Source organism: Rummeliibacillus sp. TYF-LIM-RU47 (assembly GCF_008638315.1).
Classification (GTDB): domain Bacteria; phylum Bacillota; class Bacilli; order Bacillales_A; family Planococcaceae; genus Rummeliibacillus; species Rummeliibacillus stabekisii.
Map to the genome: position 1 here is coordinate 1,729,195 of NZ_VVIR01000001.1, position 22,306 is coordinate 1,751,500.

General features: G+C 35.7%; 21 protein-coding genes and 1 riboswitch. Of the genes, 7 read left to right on the forward strand and 14 right to left on the reverse strand.

Going from position 1 to position 22,306, the window contains the following annotated elements; all coding sequences use genetic code 11:
- Nucleotides 1-290: 290 nt before the first annotated feature.
- Both F0527_RS17400 and F0527_RS08740 read right to left on the reverse strand, forming a co-directional pair.
- Nucleotides 291-374 carry a putative holin-like toxin gene (locus F0527_RS17400; RefSeq protein ID WP_223823582.1) on the reverse strand — a complete coding sequence of 28 codons (84 nt, stop codon included), beginning with the start codon at nt 372-374 and terminating at the stop codon, nt 291-293.
- 823 nt (nt 375-1,197) lie between these two features.
- On the reverse strand, nt 1,198-1,401 hold the full coding sequence (locus tag F0527_RS08740) for a DUF3797 domain-containing protein (protein WP_066787564.1): 204 nt from the start codon (nt 1,399-1,401) through the stop codon (nt 1,198-1,200).
- A 134-nt stretch (nt 1,402-1,535) separates the two neighbouring features.
- On the opposite strand from F0527_RS08740, the gene F0527_RS08745 reads away from it, so the two are divergent.
- A complete protein-coding gene (locus tag F0527_RS08745) occupies nt 1,536-1,727 on the forward strand; it encodes a hypothetical protein (protein ID WP_066787572.1) in 192 nt (63 codons plus the stop codon).
- 40 nt (nt 1,728-1,767) lie between these two features.
- Here the strand turns inward: F0527_RS08745 and F0527_RS17040 are convergent, their stop codons facing one another.
- Nucleotides 1,768-1,917, reverse strand: a complete 150-nt coding sequence (locus F0527_RS17040) for a hypothetical protein (protein ID WP_190323421.1) — start codon at nt 1,915-1,917, stop codon at nt 1,768-1,770.
- A gap of 133 nt (nt 1,918-2,050) precedes the next feature.
- Nucleotides 2,051-2,151, forward strand: a riboswitch (purine riboswitch).
- 86 nt (nt 2,152-2,237) lie between these two features.
- On the opposite strand from F0527_RS17040, the gene F0527_RS08750 reads away from it, so the two are divergent.
- Nucleotides 2,238-3,536 carry an NCS2 family permease gene (locus F0527_RS08750; RefSeq protein WP_150284534.1) on the forward strand — a complete coding sequence of 433 codons (1,299 nt, stop codon included), beginning with the start codon at nt 2,238-2,240 and terminating at the stop codon, nt 3,534-3,536.
- A gap of 110 nt (nt 3,537-3,646) precedes the next feature.
- Here the strand turns inward: F0527_RS08750 and F0527_RS08755 are convergent, their stop codons facing one another.
- The 3 genes from F0527_RS08755 to F0527_RS08765 form a co-directional block, all read right to left on the reverse strand.
- Nucleotides 3,647-4,426: a GNAT family N-acetyltransferase gene (locus F0527_RS08755; protein WP_150284535.1), complete on the reverse strand. Its 780-nt coding sequence runs from the start codon at nt 4,424-4,426 to the stop codon at nt 3,647-3,649.
- A gap of 606 nt (nt 4,427-5,032) precedes the next feature.
- The gene (locus tag F0527_RS08760) at nt 5,033-5,416 is read right to left on the reverse strand and encodes a RidA family protein (RefSeq protein WP_150284536.1); all 384 of its coding nucleotides are present in this window, start codon (nt 5,414-5,416) and stop codon (nt 5,033-5,035) included.
- Between the two features lie 154 nt (nt 5,417-5,570).
- A complete protein-coding gene (locus F0527_RS08765) occupies nt 5,571-8,177 on the reverse strand; it encodes a cation-translocating P-type ATPase (RefSeq protein WP_150284537.1) in 2,607 nt (868 codons plus the stop codon).
- 382 nt (nt 8,178-8,559) lie between these two features.
- Between F0527_RS08765 and F0527_RS08770 the strand changes: the two genes are divergently transcribed.
- A complete protein-coding gene (locus tag F0527_RS08770; protein WP_150284538.1) occupies nt 8,560-9,186 on the forward strand; it encodes a TetR/AcrR family transcriptional regulator in 627 nt (208 codons plus the stop codon).
- Between the two features lie 158 nt (nt 9,187-9,344).
- The gene (locus tag F0527_RS08775) at nt 9,345-11,561 is read left to right on the forward strand and encodes an MMPL family transporter (protein WP_150284539.1); all 2,217 of its coding nucleotides are present in this window, start codon (nt 9,345-9,347) and stop codon (nt 11,559-11,561) included.
- 86 nt (nt 11,562-11,647) lie between these two features.
- Here F0527_RS08775 and F0527_RS08780 read toward each other — a convergent pair whose 3' ends face one another.
- The 6 genes from F0527_RS08780 to F0527_RS08805 all read right to left on the reverse strand — a co-directional run bounded on the left by F0527_RS08780 (nt 11,648) and on the right by F0527_RS08805 (nt 16,724).
- The gene (locus F0527_RS08780) at nt 11,648-12,157 is read right to left on the reverse strand and encodes a QueT transporter family protein (protein WP_150284540.1); all 510 of its coding nucleotides are present in this window, start codon (nt 12,155-12,157) and stop codon (nt 11,648-11,650) included.
- 147 nt (nt 12,158-12,304) lie between these two features.
- The gene (locus F0527_RS08785) at nt 12,305-13,057 is read right to left on the reverse strand and encodes a 3-oxoacyl-ACP reductase (protein WP_150284541.1); all 753 of its coding nucleotides are present in this window, start codon (nt 13,055-13,057) and stop codon (nt 12,305-12,307) included.
- Nucleotides 13,058-13,150: 93 nt separating this feature from the next.
- Complete coding sequence (locus tag F0527_RS08790; protein ID WP_150284542.1) at nt 13,151-13,372, reverse strand: DUF2829 domain-containing protein; 222 nt, start codon at nt 13,370-13,372, stop codon at nt 13,151-13,153.
- Nucleotides 13,373-13,520: 148 nt separating this feature from the next.
- The gene (locus tag F0527_RS08795; RefSeq protein WP_150284543.1) at nt 13,521-13,736 is read right to left on the reverse strand and encodes a DUF1540 domain-containing protein; all 216 of its coding nucleotides are present in this window, start codon (nt 13,734-13,736) and stop codon (nt 13,521-13,523) included.
- 82 nt (nt 13,737-13,818) lie between these two features.
- Nucleotides 13,819-14,421, reverse strand: coding sequence for a hypothetical protein (locus F0527_RS08800; protein ID WP_150284544.1), 603 nt, complete (start codon nt 14,419-14,421; stop codon nt 13,819-13,821).
- Between the two features lie 194 nt (nt 14,422-14,615).
- Nucleotides 14,616-16,724, reverse strand: a complete 2,109-nt coding sequence (locus F0527_RS08805) for a bifunctional diguanylate cyclase/phosphodiesterase (protein ID WP_190323422.1) — start codon at nt 16,722-16,724, stop codon at nt 14,616-14,618.
- 492 nt (nt 16,725-17,216) lie between these two features.
- Here F0527_RS08805 and F0527_RS08810 point away from each other — a divergent pair, with 492 nt between their 5' ends.
- The 3 genes from F0527_RS08810 (at nt 17,217) to F0527_RS08815 (ending at nt 19,740) form a co-directional block, all read left to right on the forward strand.
- Nucleotides 17,217-19,241, forward strand: a complete 2,025-nt coding sequence (locus F0527_RS08810) for a bifunctional 2',3'-cyclic-nucleotide 2'-phosphodiesterase/3'-nucleotidase (RefSeq protein ID WP_150284546.1) — start codon at nt 17,217-17,219, stop codon at nt 19,239-19,241.
- Nucleotides 19,242-19,360: 119 nt separating this feature from the next.
- On the forward strand, nt 19,361-19,534 hold the full coding sequence (locus F0527_RS17045; protein ID WP_190323423.1) for a hypothetical protein: 174 nt from the start codon (nt 19,361-19,363) through the stop codon (nt 19,532-19,534).
- A 17-nt stretch (nt 19,535-19,551) separates the two neighbouring features.
- On the forward strand, nt 19,552-19,740 hold the full coding sequence (locus tag F0527_RS08815; RefSeq protein WP_147198120.1) for an H-type small acid-soluble spore protein: 189 nt from the start codon (nt 19,552-19,554) through the stop codon (nt 19,738-19,740).
- Nucleotides 19,741-19,833: 93 nt separating this feature from the next.
- Here F0527_RS08815 and F0527_RS08820 read toward each other — a convergent pair whose 3' ends face one another.
- Entirely contained in the window at nt 19,834-20,778 is a 945-nt protein-coding gene (locus F0527_RS08820; RefSeq protein WP_150284547.1) for an aminoimidazole riboside kinase, read from the reverse strand.
- The gene (locus tag F0527_RS08825) at nt 20,775-22,262 is read right to left on the reverse strand and encodes a glycoside hydrolase family 32 protein (RefSeq protein WP_150284548.1); all 1,488 of its coding nucleotides are present in this window, start codon (nt 22,260-22,262) and stop codon (nt 20,775-20,777) included. Before F0527_RS08825 ends, F0527_RS08820 begins: the two co-directional genes overlap by 4 nt.
- Nucleotides 22,263-22,306: the final 44 nt, after the last annotated feature.

Sequence of the window (22,306 nt, forward strand, 5' to 3'; positions counted from 1 at the left end):
TCGAGTTAAAATCACATTTCAAATTTCATGTCCTTCTCCTTTTCATACCATCTTTAGTTAAAAACGAAACTACCAATCGACCAACAAGACATCTACTAATTGTGAATGTCCGGACACAAAACTTGAAATATAGTCAGTATACTCGTATACTAAAAGTAGAACTGCATATATTAAAAAGACCGCCGATGTTGTAGCATCGGACGGTTAAATAGATGATAGTTGATTCCCGATAGGGGGATTAGCTCATTTAGGATATGACAACCCATCAGAGCCGTTAACTCAAGGATGGGTTATTTTTTATGGTTGAATGACAGAATTGTAATGATTAAGGTAGCGAATGCAATCGCAAACGTTAATGATTCATATACCGTCATGGCATCACCTCCTTGTACAGACGATGCCACACGTTATGGACAAATTAGTCTGATCTATTTAGGAGAAAGCCAACCACCCTTGAGTACCGAACTATCTATCAACATTATACCAAACATACGTTCTTTTTGCTATAAAATCGTATTATTGAAAATAATTTATTTATTTTAATTACTAATTTCCTATTTTACTTATTCATTTTATCGCTTTTAATCATAAAAAAGCCGCTTATATGTTATACATTAAGCGGTTTACTACTAATAGATATGTAATTCAATTCCTAAATTTTGTTTCAATTGTTTCCTTATAATATCATCCTTTATACTATCACCATTTTTCATTTCTCTCGAAAATGCTTTTGGATCAAACAATCTCATTCCTTTTCTTATCCATGCATACCTCCAACATAAATGAGAGTTTTTAACAATTTCCAGATTAGTTAAACCTTCATGTATAAATTCAATACAATCATAATCATCTCCTCCATATTCAAAACCACAACATGGACAGATTTCAAAACTTCCAGCTAAATCTAAAGAATAGGGAGATTCTTCTAAATTATTAAATCCACAGATAAAACAAATAAATCTCTTTCCTGAATGTTAACAATAATATCTACTTCTTTTAGAAAATAATTATTTGCATGATATTTCTTAGAGCTTCTCAAACGAAAATAAATTCCGTTTGAGAAGTAATTTATAATTAAACTTTTGAAAGTTGATTACTGAGTTTTCTGCCATTATTTAATTTAGAAAAAACATTTTATGTATTTTTTAATTATTACTACATTTACCTCATTTACTTTGGCTTGATCGTTTTGACTATTTATAACTTTTCTATCTCAACTTTGGCTTCCCATCCACACTTGCATGTTCTTTCGAATTTACCTTGTTTGTTATTGTATTTCATTGTTCCATCTCTTCCGCTGCTTCCTACACTACCGCACTCTGGGCATATTTCGTAATCGCTTACTAATTTCTTAACCAAATTTAGATTATCATATTCTACCTCTTTGTATTTATAACTCATTTTCTGTCCCCTTCCCTTTTCATATACCATTTAGCATATGCAATACTGGCTAATATGTGAAAAGAGAGCGGCAAAAGGCTTAGCATAAAATGAAGGAAAAAGAGCAACTTATCTTATGTAGGAGGTGATCTAACATGCCAAAAAAGTGTGGTTATAAAGCAAAGAATAAAAACAATAATAGCCAACTGCCTAATGCTAAAGATTACCGAAATACTAATTCTCCGTATAATAGTCCTGACAATTTCCGTGAAGAATTTGCGGCTGAATGGAGAGAAAATGCCATTGCTGAAATCAATAAGCAATCGGATGAGAGAGTAAACAAGTAATACTAGAAGCCTTAATGATTTTCATTAAGGCTTCTAATTATTATTGCAAATTTTGGCTTGCAACTTCAATGGCCTTTTCCTTTTTTTCCTTAAAAGTCATTTTTTTTGGCACTTTTTCTTCCTCTATAAATTCATTACTGTATTTTTCTTTCCTCTTGTTATGTTGCTTGTTGACTTTTTTATTTACCATTAGAAAACCTCCTATCAAAGCTTATCTTGTATTTATTTTCATCATTTATACATTATCCAACTTCGACATTATTCGATAAATTTTGCAGCTTATATTGACGTATACATTAAATCTTGATATTATCTTTCTATTACTTTTAAAACCTAAATATCCTTGTATAAGTTCAAGAATAAGGCTTGATCGTTTCTACCAGCTACCATAAATAGCTTGTCTACAAGGAATATCAAATAAATGAAATAATTATTTTTTATTCCTTTGTAGATGACTTTGGCACTTGGTAGCCAAAGTTTTTTTATATAATAGAATAGGAGATAGTCATCATGAAACACTTTTTTCAATTTACTGAGAGGAATACCAGCTATAAGCAAGAGACATTGGCTGGGGTTACCACATTCCTTTCAATAGCTTATATTTTGGTAGTCAATCCTTTAATCCTTAGCCAAACTGGAATGGACAAGGGGGCTATTTTCACCGCAACTGCGCTAACTGCTATCATAGGATCATTACTTATTGGACTTCTAGCAAACTATCCAATAGCTATTGCACCAAGTATGGGGTTGAATTCGTTTTTTACGTTCTCTGTTTGTATAGGTATGGGAATTAAATGGGAAGTTGCTTTGACTGGGGTTTTTGTAGCAGGCGTCATTTTCATCGTTTTAAGTTTATTAAAAATACGGGAGAAAATAATAAATGCGATACCAGAAGATTTGAAACATGCCATAGCAGCGGGCATTGGGTTTTTCATCGCATTTATCGGTTTTAAAAATGCAAAAATTATTATCCCAAATAAAGATACTTTTGTATCCATAGGTCACTTAACTTCTCCGACAACTGGCCTTGCCGTTTTTGGTTTAGTCATCACCATCCTTATGTTAGTCCGCAATGTAAAAGGTGCTATTTTTTACGGGATGATTATTTCTACTATTATCGGTATGTTGACTGGTTTAGTAAAAATCCCAACGCATATTATGGGGACAATCCCAAGTCTTAAACCAACTTTTGGTGTGGTATTTCCTCACCTGCAGGATATTTTCGCCCCTGAAGTATTAGCCGTGATTTTCACTTTCCTTTTTGTTGCATTTTTCGATACTGCTGGTGCTTTAATTGCTTTAACTAGCCAAGCAGGCATTATGAAAGACAACAAAATTCCGAAAATCGGACGTGCACTGCTGGCCGACTCTTCTGCTGGAGCAATTGGTGCAATACTCGGTACCTCAACACCTGCAACCAGTGTTGAATCCTCTGCTGGTATTGCAGTAGGCGGAAGAACAGGTTTTACTTCGGTCATTACTGCCGTATGCTTTGCAATCGCATTATTCTTCTCACCTATCCTTTCCGTCATCACAAACGAAGTAACTGCACCTGCTTTAATTATTGTGGGCGGATTAATGGCTATGAATCTACAAAACATTAATTGGTCACGGGTAGAAGTAGCGATTCCATCATTTTTAACCATTATTATGATGCCACTCACTTCTAGTGTTGCACTTGGATTAGCGTTCGGCTTTATTCTCTATCCATTAGCTTTGCTTATGCAAAAACGTGGTAAAGAGCTCCATCCGATTATGTATATACTTGCTCTATTGTTCATTTTGTATTTTATTTTTATAGTTAAATAGCAGAAGCGCCAAATGGATATTTCTCATTTGGCGCTTTTTTATTTTAGGACTCTCTGTCTTTAACGGAATAACTCATGAGCTTTTATTATCGAGTTTTTTAATAAGAGGTTCTACTGCTTGGTAGAAGGTGACTGGCAGCCATAAGAAAATGCAAGACATAGAAAACCACATTTTTCTAGGATGGGTCTACTCATTGTACTGGCATCAACAGTAAGGAAAGGATACCCTTTTTCATATGCCTTTTTTGCACGAGTAGCTAAAAGAGCTGTATAATAACCTTTTCCTCGGAACAACGGTAAAGTTGAACCTCCCCATAAGCTGACGAAAGAGGAATTTTCCTCTAAGTACATCCAAGCTGCACTTACAAGCTGACCATCTTCATAAATTCCATACAGGTATAGGGATTCAGGATTATTTTGTTTATCTCTCCAAAGTCTTTCTCCCAACTCAGTATGCGGTACATTCCAGATAACATCTTCTAGAAAAATAATGTCTTGAATGCCTTTATAATCCGTTATTTCCTTTAAGTTGACGTGTCGGTCGTTTTTAAGCAAGGGAAGCTGTTCATCTAACTCCATGACCATTAGTGCTTCAGGATCCTCTATTGTGAATCCTTCTTGTCTAAGAATATCTTTCAAACTATCTGGCTTATCGTAGTTATACACCTTCCACTCAAAATTCTGCTCAAGGTTACTAAAATAGCTTAACTCGTTCTTAATAATTTCTTTTATATTACCTTCGTTTACATTAGATGAGACAATGAACCCTTTTTCGCCAAACTGTGAAATATGACGGACGACATGCTCTGTTTCCTCTCTTATATAACCTTTCACTTGAGCATCTTGTCGAAGTTCTTTGTGGAATAATGAGATTAATTCATTTTTATCCATGGGCACCCTCCTATATTATAAAAATTCTTTTCTTTTGGATCTTATTCCAATAATAGCATGTTGATTAGTACCAATTATTTCAAAAGCAGACGTTCAACTCAATCTACTTTCCTTAAACATTACTATTTGTTTAGTAACTTTATAATTTTCGATCTACCAAGCCTATTTCACTTTCGTATAGCTTCAAAAGTAATTCTTAATAATTCTAAATATAAAAAATCAGGTACACAATAAGGTCACTCTTAATATTATTATTTTTAATTGATCTTTCATTTTTTGATCAAAACAAGTCGCAATGCAACTCATTTTTGGTTTAATAACAAATAGTGTCTATAAGTTTGGCAATATCCTATGCATTTAATGATGGGTGTATGATAATGACCTGTTGATTTCCTAAATGACAACATGCTTACACCCTGTTATCGATCGAATCTTAGAAGGTAACTCATTTTCCAATTAAGGTCACTCATTCTCCATTTCAGTCAGGCACTCACGATCTTTCAGGACACTCGTCCTTTCTATCTAGGCTCACTCAAACTCTAATTAAGACTTATCCCAATTAAAAAGGCCAACAAACAGCTTAAACTGTTTGTCGGCCATTGCTTCTTAATTTGATCTTTTAGCGATCAGTTCAATTTCTACTTCTGCGCCTAGTGGCAATGCAACTACTGCTACACAAGTTCTTGCAGGATATGGTTCGATGAAGTAAGTTTTATACACTTCATTCATTGCATTGAAATTGTTCATGTCTGTTAAATAAACATTTACCTTTACCACATCTTCATGGGAAAGTCCTGCTTCTTCCATGACTTCTACTAAGTTCGCAAAGCATTGTTTTGTTTGAGCAGCAATATCTCCAGTTAGATCTTTAGCAGTTGGTGTATTCTTTGCTGTCTGACCTGAGAAAAATACATAATCTCCCGTGTCTATTGCGTGTGAATATGGACCTGATGAGGTTGCACTTTTTGCTGTATATGCTTTTCTTTGCATTGTTAAATCTCCTTTTTAATTAGATATATAACAATAATATATTAAACTTTCTAAAAGTTCCATCGATGGCTTTTAAAATAAGAATGTGTTACATCTGTCTACTCTTTTATAACTGCAAAAACCGACCCTTTTAACAAAGGATCGGTTAATTTACTTATTTCCTTCTTACAAACAAAACCTTAAACCACTGATTCACTATGAAGGGTAGACTCGATAGTGTATAAATATAGCCCATTTGCAAGCCGCTTAATGGTGCTACTTTAAATACAGTAGTTAGAGATGGTAAGAATAAAACAAGATGTAAGCTGATAACCCCGATTAAGAAGGCCACCCATGTATATTTGTTTGAAAAGATTCCAATGGCAAAGATGGATTCTTTTGAACGAGAGTTAAAGCCGTGAATCAAACGAGATAAACATAGTGTCGCAAATGCCATCGTACTTGCAGTCAATGTACTTCCTGTTGAAAGACCTAGCTTGAATGCGATGATGGTAGATATAGCAATGAGTAAGCCCTCAAGTACTACTTGTGTCGTAAACCGTTTGTTTAACAATGGTTCGTGAATGTTTCGAGGCTTATCCTTCATTAGCTTTTTATTATTTGGTTCGAGTCCGATAGCAATTGCGGGCAAACTATCTGTCAACAAGTTGATAAATAAAAGATGAACTGGTGCAAATGGGACCGATAATCCAAAAACCGTCGCATACAAAACGACGAAGATAGCGCCAGCATTTCCTGAAAGTAAGAAAAGAATGGCATTCTTGATATTGGTGTAAAGGCTCCTCCCATTCGCTACTGCTTTAACAATGGTTGAAAAGTTGTCATCAGTTAAAATCATTGAGGAAGCGTCTTTCGCCACTTCTGTTCCGGTAATACCCATTGCTACTCCTATGTCTGCTTGCTTTAAAGCCGGACCATCATTCACTCCATCCCCGGTCATTGCAACTACTTTGCCTTTTTCCTGCCATGCTCTAACAATTCGAATTTTATGTTCAGGTGTCACACGGGCATAAACAGAATAATCCTCCACATAATCTTGTAGTTCCTTATCTGTTAATTTTTCAATTTCATGCCCTTCAATGGCTTCACTTGGATCTTTTAAAATACCAATTTGAGAAGCAATGGCTGTTGCAGTGATTTTATGATCTCCTGTAATCATTACAGGCTTTATGCCTGCCTGAATACAGCTCTCTACAGCAGCTTTTGATTCATCTCTTGGTGGGTCCATCATTGCTACTAACCCTAGAAAGATTAAATCATGTTCATCTTCGAAATCAATCGTTTGTTTTGGCCTCACGGTTTTATAAGCAATCGCCAAAACGCGCAGCCCTTTAGTTGAAAAGTTGTGATTGGCTTTTTCAATTCTTTGTCTGTCTTCGCTTGTCATTTCAACGATGCCATTTGTTGTCTCTATCTTATTCATTCGTTGTAAAAGAACATCTAATGCGCCCTTTGTCGTAAGCATTCTTTTACCATTTACTTCATTAACAGTTGACATTAATTTTCGGTCAGAATCAAAAGGGATTTCGGCCATTCTTGGGTGTTGTTTACGAAGCATAAGCTCGTCTAATTTATAGTGTTTGCCTAATTTTACAAGTGCAATCTCAGTAGGATCCCCAATCTCCTTCTCTTCCCTTACGAAGGAGTCGTTGCATAGGAGCGATTGAGTAATAAATTGTTTATGCAATTTGTTTTTCATATCCAGTTCATTAAATGCTTGTACTTCTTTATCAATATAAACTTGTTGAACCATCATTTTATTTTTCGTTAAGGTACCGGTCTTGTCCGAACAAATGACAGATACACTACCAAGGCTTTCTACTGCAAAAAGCTTTCGTATAATTGCATTCTCTTTGGCCATTTTTTGAGTACCAAAGGCAAGAACGATCGTCACAATAGAACTTAATGCTTCCGGAATAGCAGCTACTGCAAGCGAAACAGCAAACATAAAAGATTCCACCAAGGCACGTCCGCGTATAAGGTCAATCGTAAAGATAGCTAAACAGATGAGTGTGATGCCTAATGCAAGCTTCTCGCCAAAATGATCAAGACTGATTTGAAGTGGGGTCTTTTTCTCTTTTGCTGTGCCAAGGAGATTAGCAATTTTACCAATCTCTGTATTCATTCCTGTTGAGGTAACTACAACCGTCCCACGACCATTTGTCACAAAGCTGCCGGTGAATACCATATTTCTTTTATCCGCTGTTGTCACACCTTCATCGAATATAGGATCGGTAGTTTTTTCAACAGCCAACGATTCACCAGTGAGAGAACTTTCGTTAATTAAAAGATTAAAGCTTTCTATTAACCTACCGTCTGCACTAATATAATCGCCTGCTTCTAAATATAGCAAATCGCCGACTACTATTTCCTCAGACAATATTTCGATGATTTCATTATTCCTTAACACCTTTGCTACTGGGGAAGTTAAGGCTTTCAGATTGTCGAGAGATTGTTCAGCTTTGACATGCTGTACTGTTCCTAATACAGCATTCAATATAACTACAATCATGATGACAATGGTGCTTTCCACTTCACCTAATAAAAACGAGATTGATGCTGCAACCATTAAAATAATTACAAGCAAATCCTTAAACTGGCCAAAGAAAACAGCTATGGTGCTAATCTTTTGGCTTTCTTCTAATTCATTCGGTCCATATTCTTCTAATCTCTGCTGAACATCTAGTTCATTCAAGCCTTCCTTAGTCACAGAAAGCAAATCCATTACTTGTGCGGATGTTTGTTGGTGGAATTCCTTCATATTTTTCTCCTTTTTTTGTATTGTTTTAGCTTATTCAGCGAATGAATAGAGTTGTAAAAAGTAAGGGTGTGCTTAATAACAAGAATGTGGGTGAATAAAATCTATTAAAAACTTTGTGATCATCTCCACCTCCATCTCCACCTTTAACTTCTACTATCGTATTCCTAGCAATCTTATAGTATGAATAGATTTGAGGTTAGATTTAAAAAAGAATCCTTCTTTTAAACAGTTGCAGCTTAACTTTCGTGCAGAAACTTAATATAAATTACACTTATTCTTTAGAACTCTTGCTTATTCAATGGTAAAATAACAGTGGATATAATTTACGAAAAGCTAAATATGATGGCTATAAATTAAGTAGACATAGATAAGGAGAAGGATTATGGCTTCTAAAAAACGAGGTCGCCCTGTTGGAAGGCCTAAACAAAAAAATAATGATATATCGACAAGGGAAGTAATCCTACAAGTTGCTACACGTTTATTTTTGGAGCATGGCTTCCAAAGAGTATCGATGGATGATATTGCTCGGAATTCTGAAACGACTAAAGCAACCGTATATTACTATTATGAAACCAAAGCTGAATTGTTTAAAGAAACAATGGTTGCACTAATGGAAAGAATTCAGGAACGAATTCTATTTTTGCTCACTTCAGATAAGCCCTTGTATGATCGTTTATTAGATGTGACAACGGCACACTTAAAAGCAACCACAACCCTTGACTTGGATGGGTTTATGAGAGAATCTAAACAATCCTTAACAGAAGAACAAATGGGTGAAATGAAAAAAGCAGAAGAAAAAATGTACGAAGGGATTGAAAATGAATTTAAAAAAGCAATAGACTCTGGAGAAATACCGCATGTGAACACAAAATTTGCAGCGCATGCTTATCTTGCACTTATTCGAGTGGGGAATTATAAGCAAGCAGATGGACTTTCCATATTCGAGTCGGCTGAGACATCTGCTATACAAATATTAGATGTTTTTTGGAATGGCTTCTTTAAAAAATAGGATTATCCCGCTAGTTTTTATAGCGGGAATTTTTTATCTTATCGCATGTTTACATACAAGGATATTAGGTCATCATATATTAATAAGAAAATAGATTTGATAATTAACCTACCAGTATATATAATTAATTTAAATCCTTCCGAAAGGGGCTCTACTTAATGAAAAAGTTTTTTATTGAATTTGTAACAGCTGTCTCAAGTAAAAAAGGCAGATGGATTACTTTGGCAGTTTGGGTTCTTTTAGTAGCCGTACTTACAGCCGTGTTTCCAAGCGTTAACAAAGAAACAGATAATGGTGCCGCTAATTTGCCTGACAATGCTATGTCAGTTAAAGCAGAAAAAATTGCAAAAGAACAATACCCTGATAATACAGGTACACCATTGTTAATTGTATGGCATCGGACAGACGGGTTAACCACCCAAGATTACCAAAAGATTTCATCATTATATCAACATCTAGAAAAACATCCGTTATCAGCCCAAAATTTTCTTCCTCCACTTGGAAAACTTCCGCCTCAAGGTTTACAGGCTTCTGCCTCTGAGGACGGCAAAACAATTGTGACGCCTGTTTTCATGAATAAAAAAGCTTCTACTGAGGAATTGACAAGTGATTTATCTTCATTAAAAAAACATTTATCTAAAGTAGAATCTAAATCTTTATTTGATCGTAAAATTAGTGACTCAGGCTTACATGTTCGTTTTACAGGTCCTGTAGGAATTTCTACAGATGCCACTGCCTTATTCAGTAAAGCAGATGTAACGTTACTGATTGGTACGGTTTTATTAGTATTAATATTGCTTGTGCTGTTATATCGCTCCCCACTCTTAGCGTTAGTGCCATTGATAGGTGTAGGATTTGCTTATGGTGTGACGAATCCTCTTTTAGGATTTCTCGCTAAAGAAGGCTTTATTACAGTTGATTCACAAGCCGTATCCATTATGACCGTATTATTATTCGGCGCAGGAACAGATTATTGTTTATTCTTAGTATCCAAATACAGAGAATGCTTATTAGAGGAAGAGGATAAGTTTACAGCCTTAGAACATGCCATTAAACATTCAGGTGGAGCTATCTTAGTAAGTGCATTAACCGTCGTGCTTAGTCTAAGTACTTTGCTGCTTGCACAATATGGATCCTTCCATCGCTTCGCAGTTCCATTTAGTTTAGTTATACTCATTATGGGTATGGCGGCATTAACACTGTTACCTGCTTTGTTAGGTATTCTTGGGCGTGCAGCATTTTATCCTTTCGTCCCACGAACAGAGGAAATGACGAAGAAACTAGAAGAAAAGAAAGGAAAAAAAGTAAGAAGAATCGCTCCCCACGGAAAGTTCAGCAGAAAAATTGGCCATTGGGTGACAAGAAAACCGTGGACTGTCATCATTTTAAGTGTTGTCCTATTAGGTGCATTAGCATCCTTCGTTCCACGTATTCAATATACACAGGATTTAATAGAATCATTTCCAAAAGATATGCCTTCTAGAGAAGGTTTTGATTTAATGTCCGAACATTTTTCACAAGGAAAACTAGCACCTTTACAATTAATCATCAATACAGAAGGTAAAAAAGTTGAGATTAAAGATCAGCTGAGCAAACTATCGTATATCGAAGAAGTTTCAGAGAAAAAAGAAGGGGTTAAAAACAAAGAATATCATTCTTATGATATTACTTTAAAAGAAGACCCTTACAGTATGGAAGCTGTTGATACTATACCAAAATTAAACAAGAAAGTTTCTACCATACTAAAAGACTCAGGTGTGGAACCACAAGATCATCTCTGGATAGGTGGCGAAACTTCTAAGCAATATGACACAGTGAAGACAACGGAACGAGATATGAAGGTAATTGTACCAACAGTAATCGTTATTATAGCTGCATTGTTGTTAATGTACTTGCGGTCTATTGTTGCGATGGTATACCTGATCCTAACGGTCTTACTTTCTTATTTATCTGCGTTGGGCGCTGGTTGGATTCTGGTACACGATGTATTAGGCATTTCAGCAATTCAGGGCTTAATTCCTTTATACTCTTTCGTTTTCTTAGTTGCATTAGGTGAAGATTATAATATCTTTATGATATCAAGTATTTGGAAAAACAAAAATAAACAAAGTAATCGATTAGCCATCGCAAATGGGGTCAGTGAAACAAGTAGCGTGATTACTTCTGCAGGCTTAATTCTAGCTGGAACTTTTGCAGTCTTGGCTACCTTGCCTATTCAAGTACTCCTGCAATTTGGGATTGTTACAGCGATCGGCGTATTATTAGACACATTTGTTGTTCGTCCACTCCTTGTTCCTGCTATCACTGCTGTACTTGGCCGTTATGCTTACTGGCCAGGGCGAAGATGGAAAATGAAGGAAAGTAAAGAAGAATAACCTTTTGTGACATTAAAAACAGAAAACATTTTACTATAAAAATTGCTCTTCTCATTAATTGAGAAGAGCAATTTTTAATGAAACTTTTATTTTGTAAAATCAATTTTCTTTTTCAATATATTCATAATTACGCCACCTACTGCCATCGAAAGCAGCTCACCAAGCGCAACTGTATACCATGTATAGAAAAAAGGAAGATGATAAAGAATAGATAATTGCCCAGCAACCGTGAACATAGAGAAAGCAAAAATTAAAGCAGTGACTGCCATTTTTGTAATATCATTCTTGATTTTTTTCGTTACCGCTCGGCATAAAAGAATGACTAAAAATGTAGCAAGCCCACCAACTGGCACATCGATTGGCCATGTCGGAGACATAAAATTAGCAATAATAACACCGAGAGTGACGGCTACTATGTAACGTTTATGGTAAAGTGCTAGATAGTTAAACATTTCAGCTAAACGAAATTGGATGGCGCCAAAACTGACGACAGCTAAAACGGTGGTGACCGCTACATAAAGGGCGGCAACGAGGGCTGTTTTGGTGATTTCAGAAACAGAGGTGCGTGTAGATACATTGTAAAACGTTTTATTCATTTTCATTCTCCTTTGTAAAATAGCCAAAAGCTATTTTAGTCATAACTGCGACCAAAGGAGATTAGACTATGCCTAACCAAAAGTGCCGCAATGCAAGCAAATTTGCTTACTTGAAAAGTATATCAAATAGTTGTTAAATAGAAAACATTATTTTGCAATCCAACCTCCATCAATTGGGACGACTGCTGCATGTATATAGTCTGAGACATCATGTGCTAAAAACAGTGTAAGATTTGCTACTTCACTTGGTTGAGCCCATCTACCTGCAGGTGTCTCTCTTGCCACCCATTTTGCCATCTCTCCATTACCTTGGAAATCCGCTTTGTTCATAGGTGTTTGAATAGCACCTGGAGCAATCGCATTAGCACGAATCCCCATTTTACTATAATCTAAATCTAGCTGTTTAGTGTAACCGACAATTGCATGTTTAGAAGCTGTGTATGCTGCTCCGCCTCCCCCTGCTACAAGACCTGCAATGGAAGCCATATTTATAATGACCCCTGATTTTATCTCAATCATTTGTGGAAGAATTGCATTCGTTACTAAATATGTTCCTTTAAGGTTTGTATTTAAAATAGCATCCCACAAAGCCTCGTCTGTATCTAATGTCTTTGCATAGCCATCTAAAATGCCAGCTGTATTTAGCAAGATATCAATTTTAGAAAAAAGCGAAATGGCCTTTTGGACAGCTTTCAATACCTGACTATTATCCGCTACGCTTCCTACTGAATAAGCAAAATTTTGCTTATATTCTTTTGCTATAGAATTCAATCCCTCTTCGTCTAAATCCATCGCAAATACCATCGCTCCACTTTCAAGAAACGCCCTTGCTTGTGCATGCCCAATTCCAGACGCTGCTCCCGTAACAAAAACGGTTTTGCCTTTAAAATCAAATTTCATTTTTGCACCTCATTACAAAAGCCCATGGCAATCCATGGACTCTCAATTATATTCATGTATAATACTTTTTCAATCATATAGTGAGAAGTGTCTTTAATCGACAATTTCCCAGTCTTCAGCTAATAAATCACAAACTGTCGGCGTGAACATAGTGTAGCCTTCACCAGATACATTAATTAAAAAATAAGGATTTAGCTTTTCACCATCATGTGTGCTTTCCCCTACTAATTTTATGTATAATTCAGCTCCATTAAATCCTTTTCTTATTACTTTTTCTCCTGCTTTCATACGCGGTAGTATTTCTTCAAATGTCATGACGCGTCTCCTTTACTCTTTAGTTATACAGAAAAAAGTATACGAGATTATATTATGGAAATCAAATGACTAAAAAAAGGGACCCACGTTATAGTGGAATCCCTAATGCTATGAATCGCATAGCTGCCAATTGTTCATGAGTTTTCTTTTACTTTTCTTTTGGTTTAAAAGTTTTACAGCAAGTATCCTTAGAAGTGTTAGCTTTTTCGGAAATCTTGTCAAAATCAAACTCTGTTGCAAACTCTGTATCCTTATCTCTGGAGTGGTAATCCATATCGACATTAATCGCTGATGCACCACAAACATTACCAACCTTATGGAAAAAACAATCGGAAACAGAACAATTTACTTGTACATTTGGCATGGGCTATCCTCCTCATATTTATGAAGTGAACAATGTTTATTGCTCTGGATTAGCATGCCCAAGCCATAATCATTTATAAGGCTTAATAGAAATGAATGTCTTCAAGTACATATTTACCGCTCTTCACTTTGGTAAACTTAAGAGTTACCGATACGTTACCCATTGCGTTAAAATCTTTAGGTTGGAATTGATATCGAATATTTGCCCAACCTGTTCCTTTTCTGGAGTCATAGTTTTTTACTTTTGAGGTTGTTGCCAGCTTTAAATTTTTGCCGTAAAGATGAATGATTTTTTTGCTATTAGATTTACGATTAAGTTTTATTCTTTCTTTGTATCTATCCGTTGAATATTTATAGCCTAGTAAATAGTTCGTATCTGTTTTAGGTGCTATATGATTCTTTGCATATTTATTAAATGTTGTTGTTTTTCCTGTTCTGTTTGATTCGCCGTAAATACGGATTAGTCTTGCAGCTTCAGGTCTTAATTCATTTTGGGCTTCTTTTAGTGTAAATCCCTTTGAAAGTGTAAAAACCCCTTTTTTCGAAACTTTTTTGCTAGCTGCTTGAACAGTCTGAGTACCTACTAATTCACTCGTTTCAAAAGACGCTGTTCCAATTAATAAACCAGATGCAAGTACACTAGTCGCGATCGTACCTTTTACAAATTTTTTGACTAAATTTTTCATACTATAACCTCCAAGTTGTTTTATTAATCGTAGCATAAATACCCCATTAAAAAAGAATCGTTGCAAAAATTGATATTTTATCTCTAATATGGAATTTACCTGATAGTCGGATGGTTTTACAAACCGAGTTCTCAAATCATATTTTTCCCTCAAACATAATACCTTCTTTTCAAAAAAAAAAAAAAGCTGCTTACTTAAATTTGGGCAGCTTGTTGAAAATGAATTGTTTCTATAATTTGATGGAGCGGCATCGGCCTTCCACATAAGTAACCTTGAATAAGATTGCATCCTTCTCTTGAAAGAAATTCCCACTGGAGCTCTTCTTCCACTCCTTCTGCAATAATTGTTAAATTTAGATGTTTTGCCAGAGAAATAATCATCGAAATAAGAACAGTATCCCCTGTTGGTATTTGCATAACAAATGAACGATCTATTTTCAATGTATCAATTGGCAAATCTTTCAGATAGGCGATAGATGAGTATCCTGTTCCAAAATCATCAATCGCAATTTTAATTCCTAATTCTTTTAACTCGCATAACGTTTCGACTGCATGTTTTCTATCCATCGTCATACTTTCAGTGATTTCAAGTTCTAGACAAGCAGGATGAAGCTGTGTCTCTGCTAGAACCCTTTTAACTGTATGAGCTAAATTATGCTGGAAGAATTGGCGGATCGATAAATTTACCGATACACCAATCGTTAGCTGGCAATCCTCCTGGCATTTTTTCACTTGGCTACATGCTTGTTGAAGCACCCATTCACCTATTGGCACAATTAGCCCTGATTCTTCTGCTATCGGAATAAAATCAGCAGGAGAAATAATCCCCTTTGTTGGATGCTTCCATCTGAGTAATGCCTCAACAGATATTATTTCTCCTGTTCGTACATCAATCTGTGGCTGATATTCAAGGAAGAGTTCTTGATTTTCAAGTGCTTTGTGTAAATCATGCTCTAGCAACATTTTTTGTTCTGAACATTTTTCCATATTTTTTTCGTAAAAAAGTACTCGGTTTATTTGATGTTTTGCTTGATGCATAGCAACTTGAGCATGTCTAAATAAATCGCTTGCATTTCTGCCATGCTCTGGATAAATTGCAATCCCGATATTTAATTCTACTTTCACCTGATGATGCTGCACAGGAAAATGAACTTCCATTAATTGTGTAATTTGTTCACAAATAGCAGTGACTTCTTCTCTATTTGACACAGTTGGAACAATAAGAATAAATTCACCGTTATTTCCTTTGCCAAGTAACCTCTTCTGCGATTCTACATAACTCAATCTTTTAGAAACGCCATGAATAATTTGATCTTCAAACCTACTACCAAACGATTCATTTATAACCTTTAAACGGTCTACTTCCACCATTAAAACAGCAGCTTTTTTGTGGATATTTAACATTTCTGCTAGTTTAGTTTCTATATAGTGCAGTTTAGGCAAGCCCGTGAGCTCATCATGATCAATTGTGTATCTTAAAGAATCCTGAGAACTTTCCAGCTCCTCCTGGGTTTCCATCAATAACTCAAATGGTTCTTCAACTGAAGTATGATGAAGTGCTTTCAAAAAAAAGTAATAGCTTGTTAGTTGAAATAAATGGCCAAGCATAGCTCTGAAATCATAGACATTGATATAGGTGGTGAACACTAGGTCTCCTAATATTAAATAAAAAGAACCAAGTACCAGCATTTCAACTTCTTTTTTCTGAACATTATTTTTGCTTTTAAAAATATAAGCCACAAAGAAAAGTTGTAGAAAAGCAGCAGCATATTGTAGCCCATTTTTTATCTGAGAAGTTCCAACTCCATCAATAAATAGATTTGGCAACAATGCTTTGGGAGAGTATATAATTCCCAACCAGCAAACGGTATAGGCTAATGATAAACCATACACTATATATCGATTCTTGAGTACAGAATTTTTCGGCTTAAACAGGTATATGCTTAACAAACCAACAGCTAATGAAAGGCGTCCAATGATATAAAACCATGTAGCTGAGTAATTAGAGCTTTTTTCTAGAAAAAACGGCATCCCTTGATATGTTAAAGTATGGAACAACTCCGTTAAACCTAAAGATAAAAAAAGAGCTCCAATATATAATCTTTTATTCGATAAAACATATGGTACGATCAGCCATGCTTGAATAGCAATCGAAAAGGAAAAAACAATAATAAATATCTCGACCATTAAATGAATGGATAAATAATTTTCTGCACCAAATACACCGTAGAGTTGCTTATTAAATAAAAACGAGATTACAAGTAAAACAATAGGCAATCCAATCGGCAACCGAAATTTTTTCAAGAAGCCTCCATAATCAAAGTTTGTTATAGAAATCCCTCCTCTTAAAGAAATTTTTATAGGAAAAAAGTTGTCTGTTAGGAAGATCACAAAATATTTTTTTAAAATCAGTTCTTCTTTCAGATACATTATACCTACTAATTATACAAATTTCTAGCAAAGAATAAAAATACCAATAGAATGGTCATACGAGTTTTATTTTTCTTAACACAAGATTAAGAATAAGAAGAAGCTTGTCTAAGAAATAAAATAGTTGAATGGAATTCTTCCTAACTCAAATGAAGATATTCTATTGATTAAACCTTTTTTAACTATTTTTTCTTTAAAACGAACATCCCACTTTAGTCCTCCGATACTATTTACTTGTTTAGTCAGAAACGCTTATTATGTATATTTTACTGTTTTTGTTTTGGAGGAAAAATGCTAATTTATCAGTATATTTTCTATGGTATATTTTGAAGGGGTTTAAAAAATTAAAAGGGATGGGTGAAATGTATGAAATCAACAAAAAAGTTCCAAGGCCTTAAAGTTTTATCAAGCGCACTTGCTCTAAGTCTAATTGCATCTTCATTAACACCGATGTTGGATACAGAAGCGCAAGCTAAAACGGCAAAAACTAAAGTACAATCACAGGTAAAACTTCGGATCATGGAAACAACGGATGTGCATACGAACTTATTAGACTTTGACTATTACAAAAATAGCGTAGCTCCTCAATTAGGATTGGCGAAAACAGCAACGCTTGTCAATAAAGCTCGTAAAGAAGTGAAGAACTCTGTATTAGTAGATAACGGAGATCTTATTCAAGGAACACCGCTTGGAACATACAAAGCAACAATCGATCCATTGAAAAAGAACGAAGTCCATCCAATGATAAAAGCGATGAACATTATGAAATATGACATGGCTTCACTTGGAAATCATGAATTCAACTTCGGTCTAAATTTCCTAAAAGAAGTTTATAATGATGCGACATTTGGTTTTGTAAATGCAAATGTATACAAAGATGATCACGATAATAATCCGAATAATGATAAAAATCAATTTACACCATACAAAATCGTCAACAAAAAAGTAAAAGACGAATCAGGAAAAACACAAACCATCAAAGTTGGTTATATTGGCTTTGTACCGCCTCAAATCAGCGAATGGGATAAAGCTAATCTAAATGACAAAGTAATTGTAAAGGGAATTGTTGAAACTGCAAAGAAATATGTGCCGATTATGAAAAAGAAAGGCGCAGATGTTGTCATCGCAATGCCTCACTCTGGCTTTAACAAAGATGTGACAAATACAGAAGATACAATATATGCATTAAGCAAAGTAAAAGGAATAGATGCTATAACTTTCTCACATACGCATAAAGTCTTCCCAGCAAAGGATATTGCTAGTTTAGACTCTATCTTTAAGGATGAACAAGGCAATGCTGCGAAAGGTGTAGATAACAAAAAAGGAACAATTAACGGTGTACCTGCAGTACAAGCTGGCTTTGGTGGCGGCGCATTAGGAATTATCGACTTAACTTTGAAGAAGATCAAAGGAAAATGGGCGATTACAAAATCTAAAACACAAGCGCAAACACGATCAGTTCTTGAAGAAAAAGCAGATGAAAAGATTAAAAAAGCAATCTTAAAAGACCATGAAGCAACACTTAAATATATCAACACACCAATCGGCAAAACAACTGACGATATCTACAGCTATTTCGCACTAGTCCAAGATGATCCATCTATCCAAGTTGTAACAAGTGCACAAAAATGGTTTGTTGAAAAATATGTTGCTTTAAATAAACCAGAGTTAAAAGATTTGCCAATTTTATCTGTTGGCGCACCATTTAAAGCAGGTCGTAATGGTAAAGACGAATACACAGATATCAAAAAAGGCGACTTAACAATACGTAGTGCCGGCGATTTGTATTTATATGATAATACGCTTAAAGCTTTAAAAGTGAAAGGCTCTAATGTAAAAGAATGGCTAGAAATGGTTGCAGGAGCATTCAATACGATTGATACATCTAAAACAACAGAACAATCATTATTAAATCCAACCTTCCCAGTATATAACTTTGATGTAATCGATGGCGTACAATATCAAATCGATGTTACAAAGCCTGCGAAGTACTCAACTACTGGACAGTTGGAAAATCCTACTTCAAGCCGTATCGTCAACTTAACGTATGATGGAAAACCAATTGATCCAAATCAAGAATTCATTGTGGTAACAAACAACTATCGTGCAAGTGGCGGCGGTCATTTCCCTGGCATTTCAGAGAGTGAATTAGTAGTAGACTCAGCAGATGAAAACCGTCAAATTCTAATGGACTATATTTCTGAAGTTAAAGAAATTACACCTACAGCAGACAATAACTGGTCCATCGCGCCAATTGCTCAAAAAGTAAATGTAACATTCACAACTTCACCGCAAGCTGTGGATTATATTAAAGAAGGAAGCTTATTCACTTATACAGGTAAAACTGATGTAAGAGGATTTGGCATTTTCCAACTCAATTTAAATCGTTAATCTTATCGCCGCAGCATTTATTTGCTGCGGTTTTTCTATTCCCCGTAGCCTTTATGGATAAAAGCAAAAACAACATGCCATATTAAGAATGCTTTTATAAAAGGAAGGAGAATGCCAAAATGGGAAGAGACAATAAGCAAGGTAGAAGCCATAATTCAGGACGTATGGCTCAAACGCCTAAAAATCAACTTATTGCACCAAAACAAGTCAAAGAAGAAACGGCAGAAGAATTATTGGAGCTTGAGAAAGCCTATAAACACAAAACAAAAAATGCATCAAAACCTACATTATAGACTAGGGGGATACTACTTTGGATTATCAACGCGCACAAGAAATAGTCGCCTCTCCGCAGGAATTTGAAGTAACGTATAATGGTGTTTCTGTCTGGATAGACAAATTAGTAAATGAAAAAACAGCAACCGTCCATTTAAGACGTTCATTAGAAGAGCGTTCAGAGGTTGATATCGCTGAGTTAAAAGAAGCCAAAACACTTCAATAAAAAAACTGCCCACTGGTTAGATTGGCCAGTGGGCATTCCTTTCATTCACAATTCACACATATTTGGTTGTTGAATACTCTAATGGAGGTAGTACTAATCAACATCTAATTGATAGGATTGAATTTCTTCTAATGTGGGCAATCCAGACATCGCCCCTTTTTTCATTGTAGCCAAGCCACCAGATATACTTGCAAAACGAATCATTGCTTCCAATTCTTCTACAGCTAATTGCTGTAGCGGCTGTTGTGAGGTATATAAGGAATAGAGTATGCCCGATACAAATGCATCTCCAGCGCCAGTCGTGTCGATCGCCTTCGCTTTTATCGCAGATACATGGCCTAATTGTTCTTTAAAACAATACATACAACCATTGCTCCCCATTGTTATCAAGACCAGTGGGATGTTCGGTAACCGTTTTATCCCTTCTTCAATTGTCTTGCAGCCAGTTAAAAATGTTAGCTCCTCGTCGGATACTTTCAACACATCCACCAATGGGATTGTAGATAAAATTATTTCTCTTGCATCATTTTCATGTAGCCATAGACTTTCACGATAATTAGGATCGTAAGAAATAGTCATATGATTTTCTTTAGCTAACCGTATTGCTTGCATTGTTGCTGATTTGGATGGTTCATTGATTTGAGAAATAGATCCAAAGTGGAAAATATTATGGTTTTCAAAGAGCTCAGCATTAATTTCATCTTTTGTAATCAGCTGATCTGCGCTTGGTTGAATATAAAAACTAAAATGTCGCTCACCGGAAGGGTCTAATGTAACGAAAGTCAATCCTGTCCTAGCTTCTGCTGAAAACATTAAGTGGTTCGTATTCACTTTGTAGTCTGTTAATGTCTCTTGCAAAAATCGACCTAATACATCCTCCCCTACCTTACCTAAGAATGTAGCATGCCCGCCAAGTTTAGCAATACCTACTGAAACATTGGCAGGGGCACCTCCTGGAGCTTTGTGATAGGTTATATTATCTTCATTTAACGGTATAAAATCGATAAGCGCTTCACCGAAACATAGAACACCATTCATGCAAATATCAACTCCTGTTGAGGTGAGGACTCTTCATTCTTATGTTGGAGAAGATCCCATTTAGTAATACTAAACGTAGCATCACCTTCAAAAGTAATAGAGTGATCCTCAGGTTTTGGGAAATAGCGGGCTGTCATCACTTCACCGCCATCGTTAATAAATATTTCTATAGACGACTCATCCATAAAGAAATGAAGATTGGACAGACCTTCAATTTTGCACTTTCTAGATTGCTCTCCACTATTATCAATATTCCTTCTATATAGCGTTACTTCTTTTGTTTGATCATCATAGGTCAACCTTGCTTCATGGCGTAGGTCAATCTGGAAATCGTGACACTCTCTCGGAGAGAACTCTATAAATAGCTCAGCAGAAGTGCCTTGAATACCCTCGAATTGAATAGCTTGCTGTTTCATCTGTATATCCTTATACAACACTTCATTGTTACGCAACAGTTGCAACTCCTCCAGTGGTCTTTGGAATATGCGTCCATTTCTCCACTGAAGCTCCCTTGGCATTGTTAAAGCATGCAGCCACTTATTGGGAATAGTTGGCTGGAGCTGTTCTATCTCATTGGTAATACCCATCCAACCAAAAAGGATTGTTCTTCCGTGTATATCTTTAAAGGTTTGCGGAGCATAAAAATCAAATCCATAATCCAATAACTTAAAAGGACCATGCTTGAATTGATGGGTTTCATACAAAAACTCACCATTAAAATAGCCTGATTGGAACAACTCTTGAGCCATTTCTCCATTTTTTATTAGAGACTGTGGAGAAATCAATAGAATATGCTGGTCATTGAGTGGGAATAAATCCGGACATTCCCACATATAACCCAACTCCTCCAAACCATTTATACCAGCACCTGCTATGCCACCAATCATTTCCCATTGATAAAGATCTGGTGAAGTAAATAATACAGCAGAGCCCTTTTCCTCCAGATTTTGAGCACCTAGTATCATATACCATTGTCCTTCATGTTTCCAAACTTTTGGATCTCTGAAATGTGCTGTATATCCCTCAGGCACTCGAAGAATGGGACCTTTTTTTTCAAAATTTACGCCATCTGTCGAAACTGCTAAGCATTGGTACGTTTCCCTTTCACCATTTTCTCCTTTAACATTACCAGTATAAATGAGGTAAAGATGGCCATCATCACAAACAGCGCTTCCTGAATAGCAGCCGTCTTTGTCATACCATTCTGTAGGCGCAAGAGCTATAGGCTCCTCTTGCCAATGCACTAGGTCTGGTGATGAGAAATGTCCCCAAAACTTTGAACCATGCATAGTACCGAATGGATTCCATTGGTAAAAAACGTGGTAAAAACCTTTGTATTGTATTAACCCATTAGGATCATTTAAAAATCCGACAGATGGCATTAAATGATAGGATAAACGATAAGGATCACTTAGCACTAATTCTTTATATTTTTTTACTTCGTCATAAGCTCGATTAATCAGGTGGCCAAATTGTTCTGACATGGCAAAACGAACCTCCGTACTACGATATATTTTTAAAGTGAGAA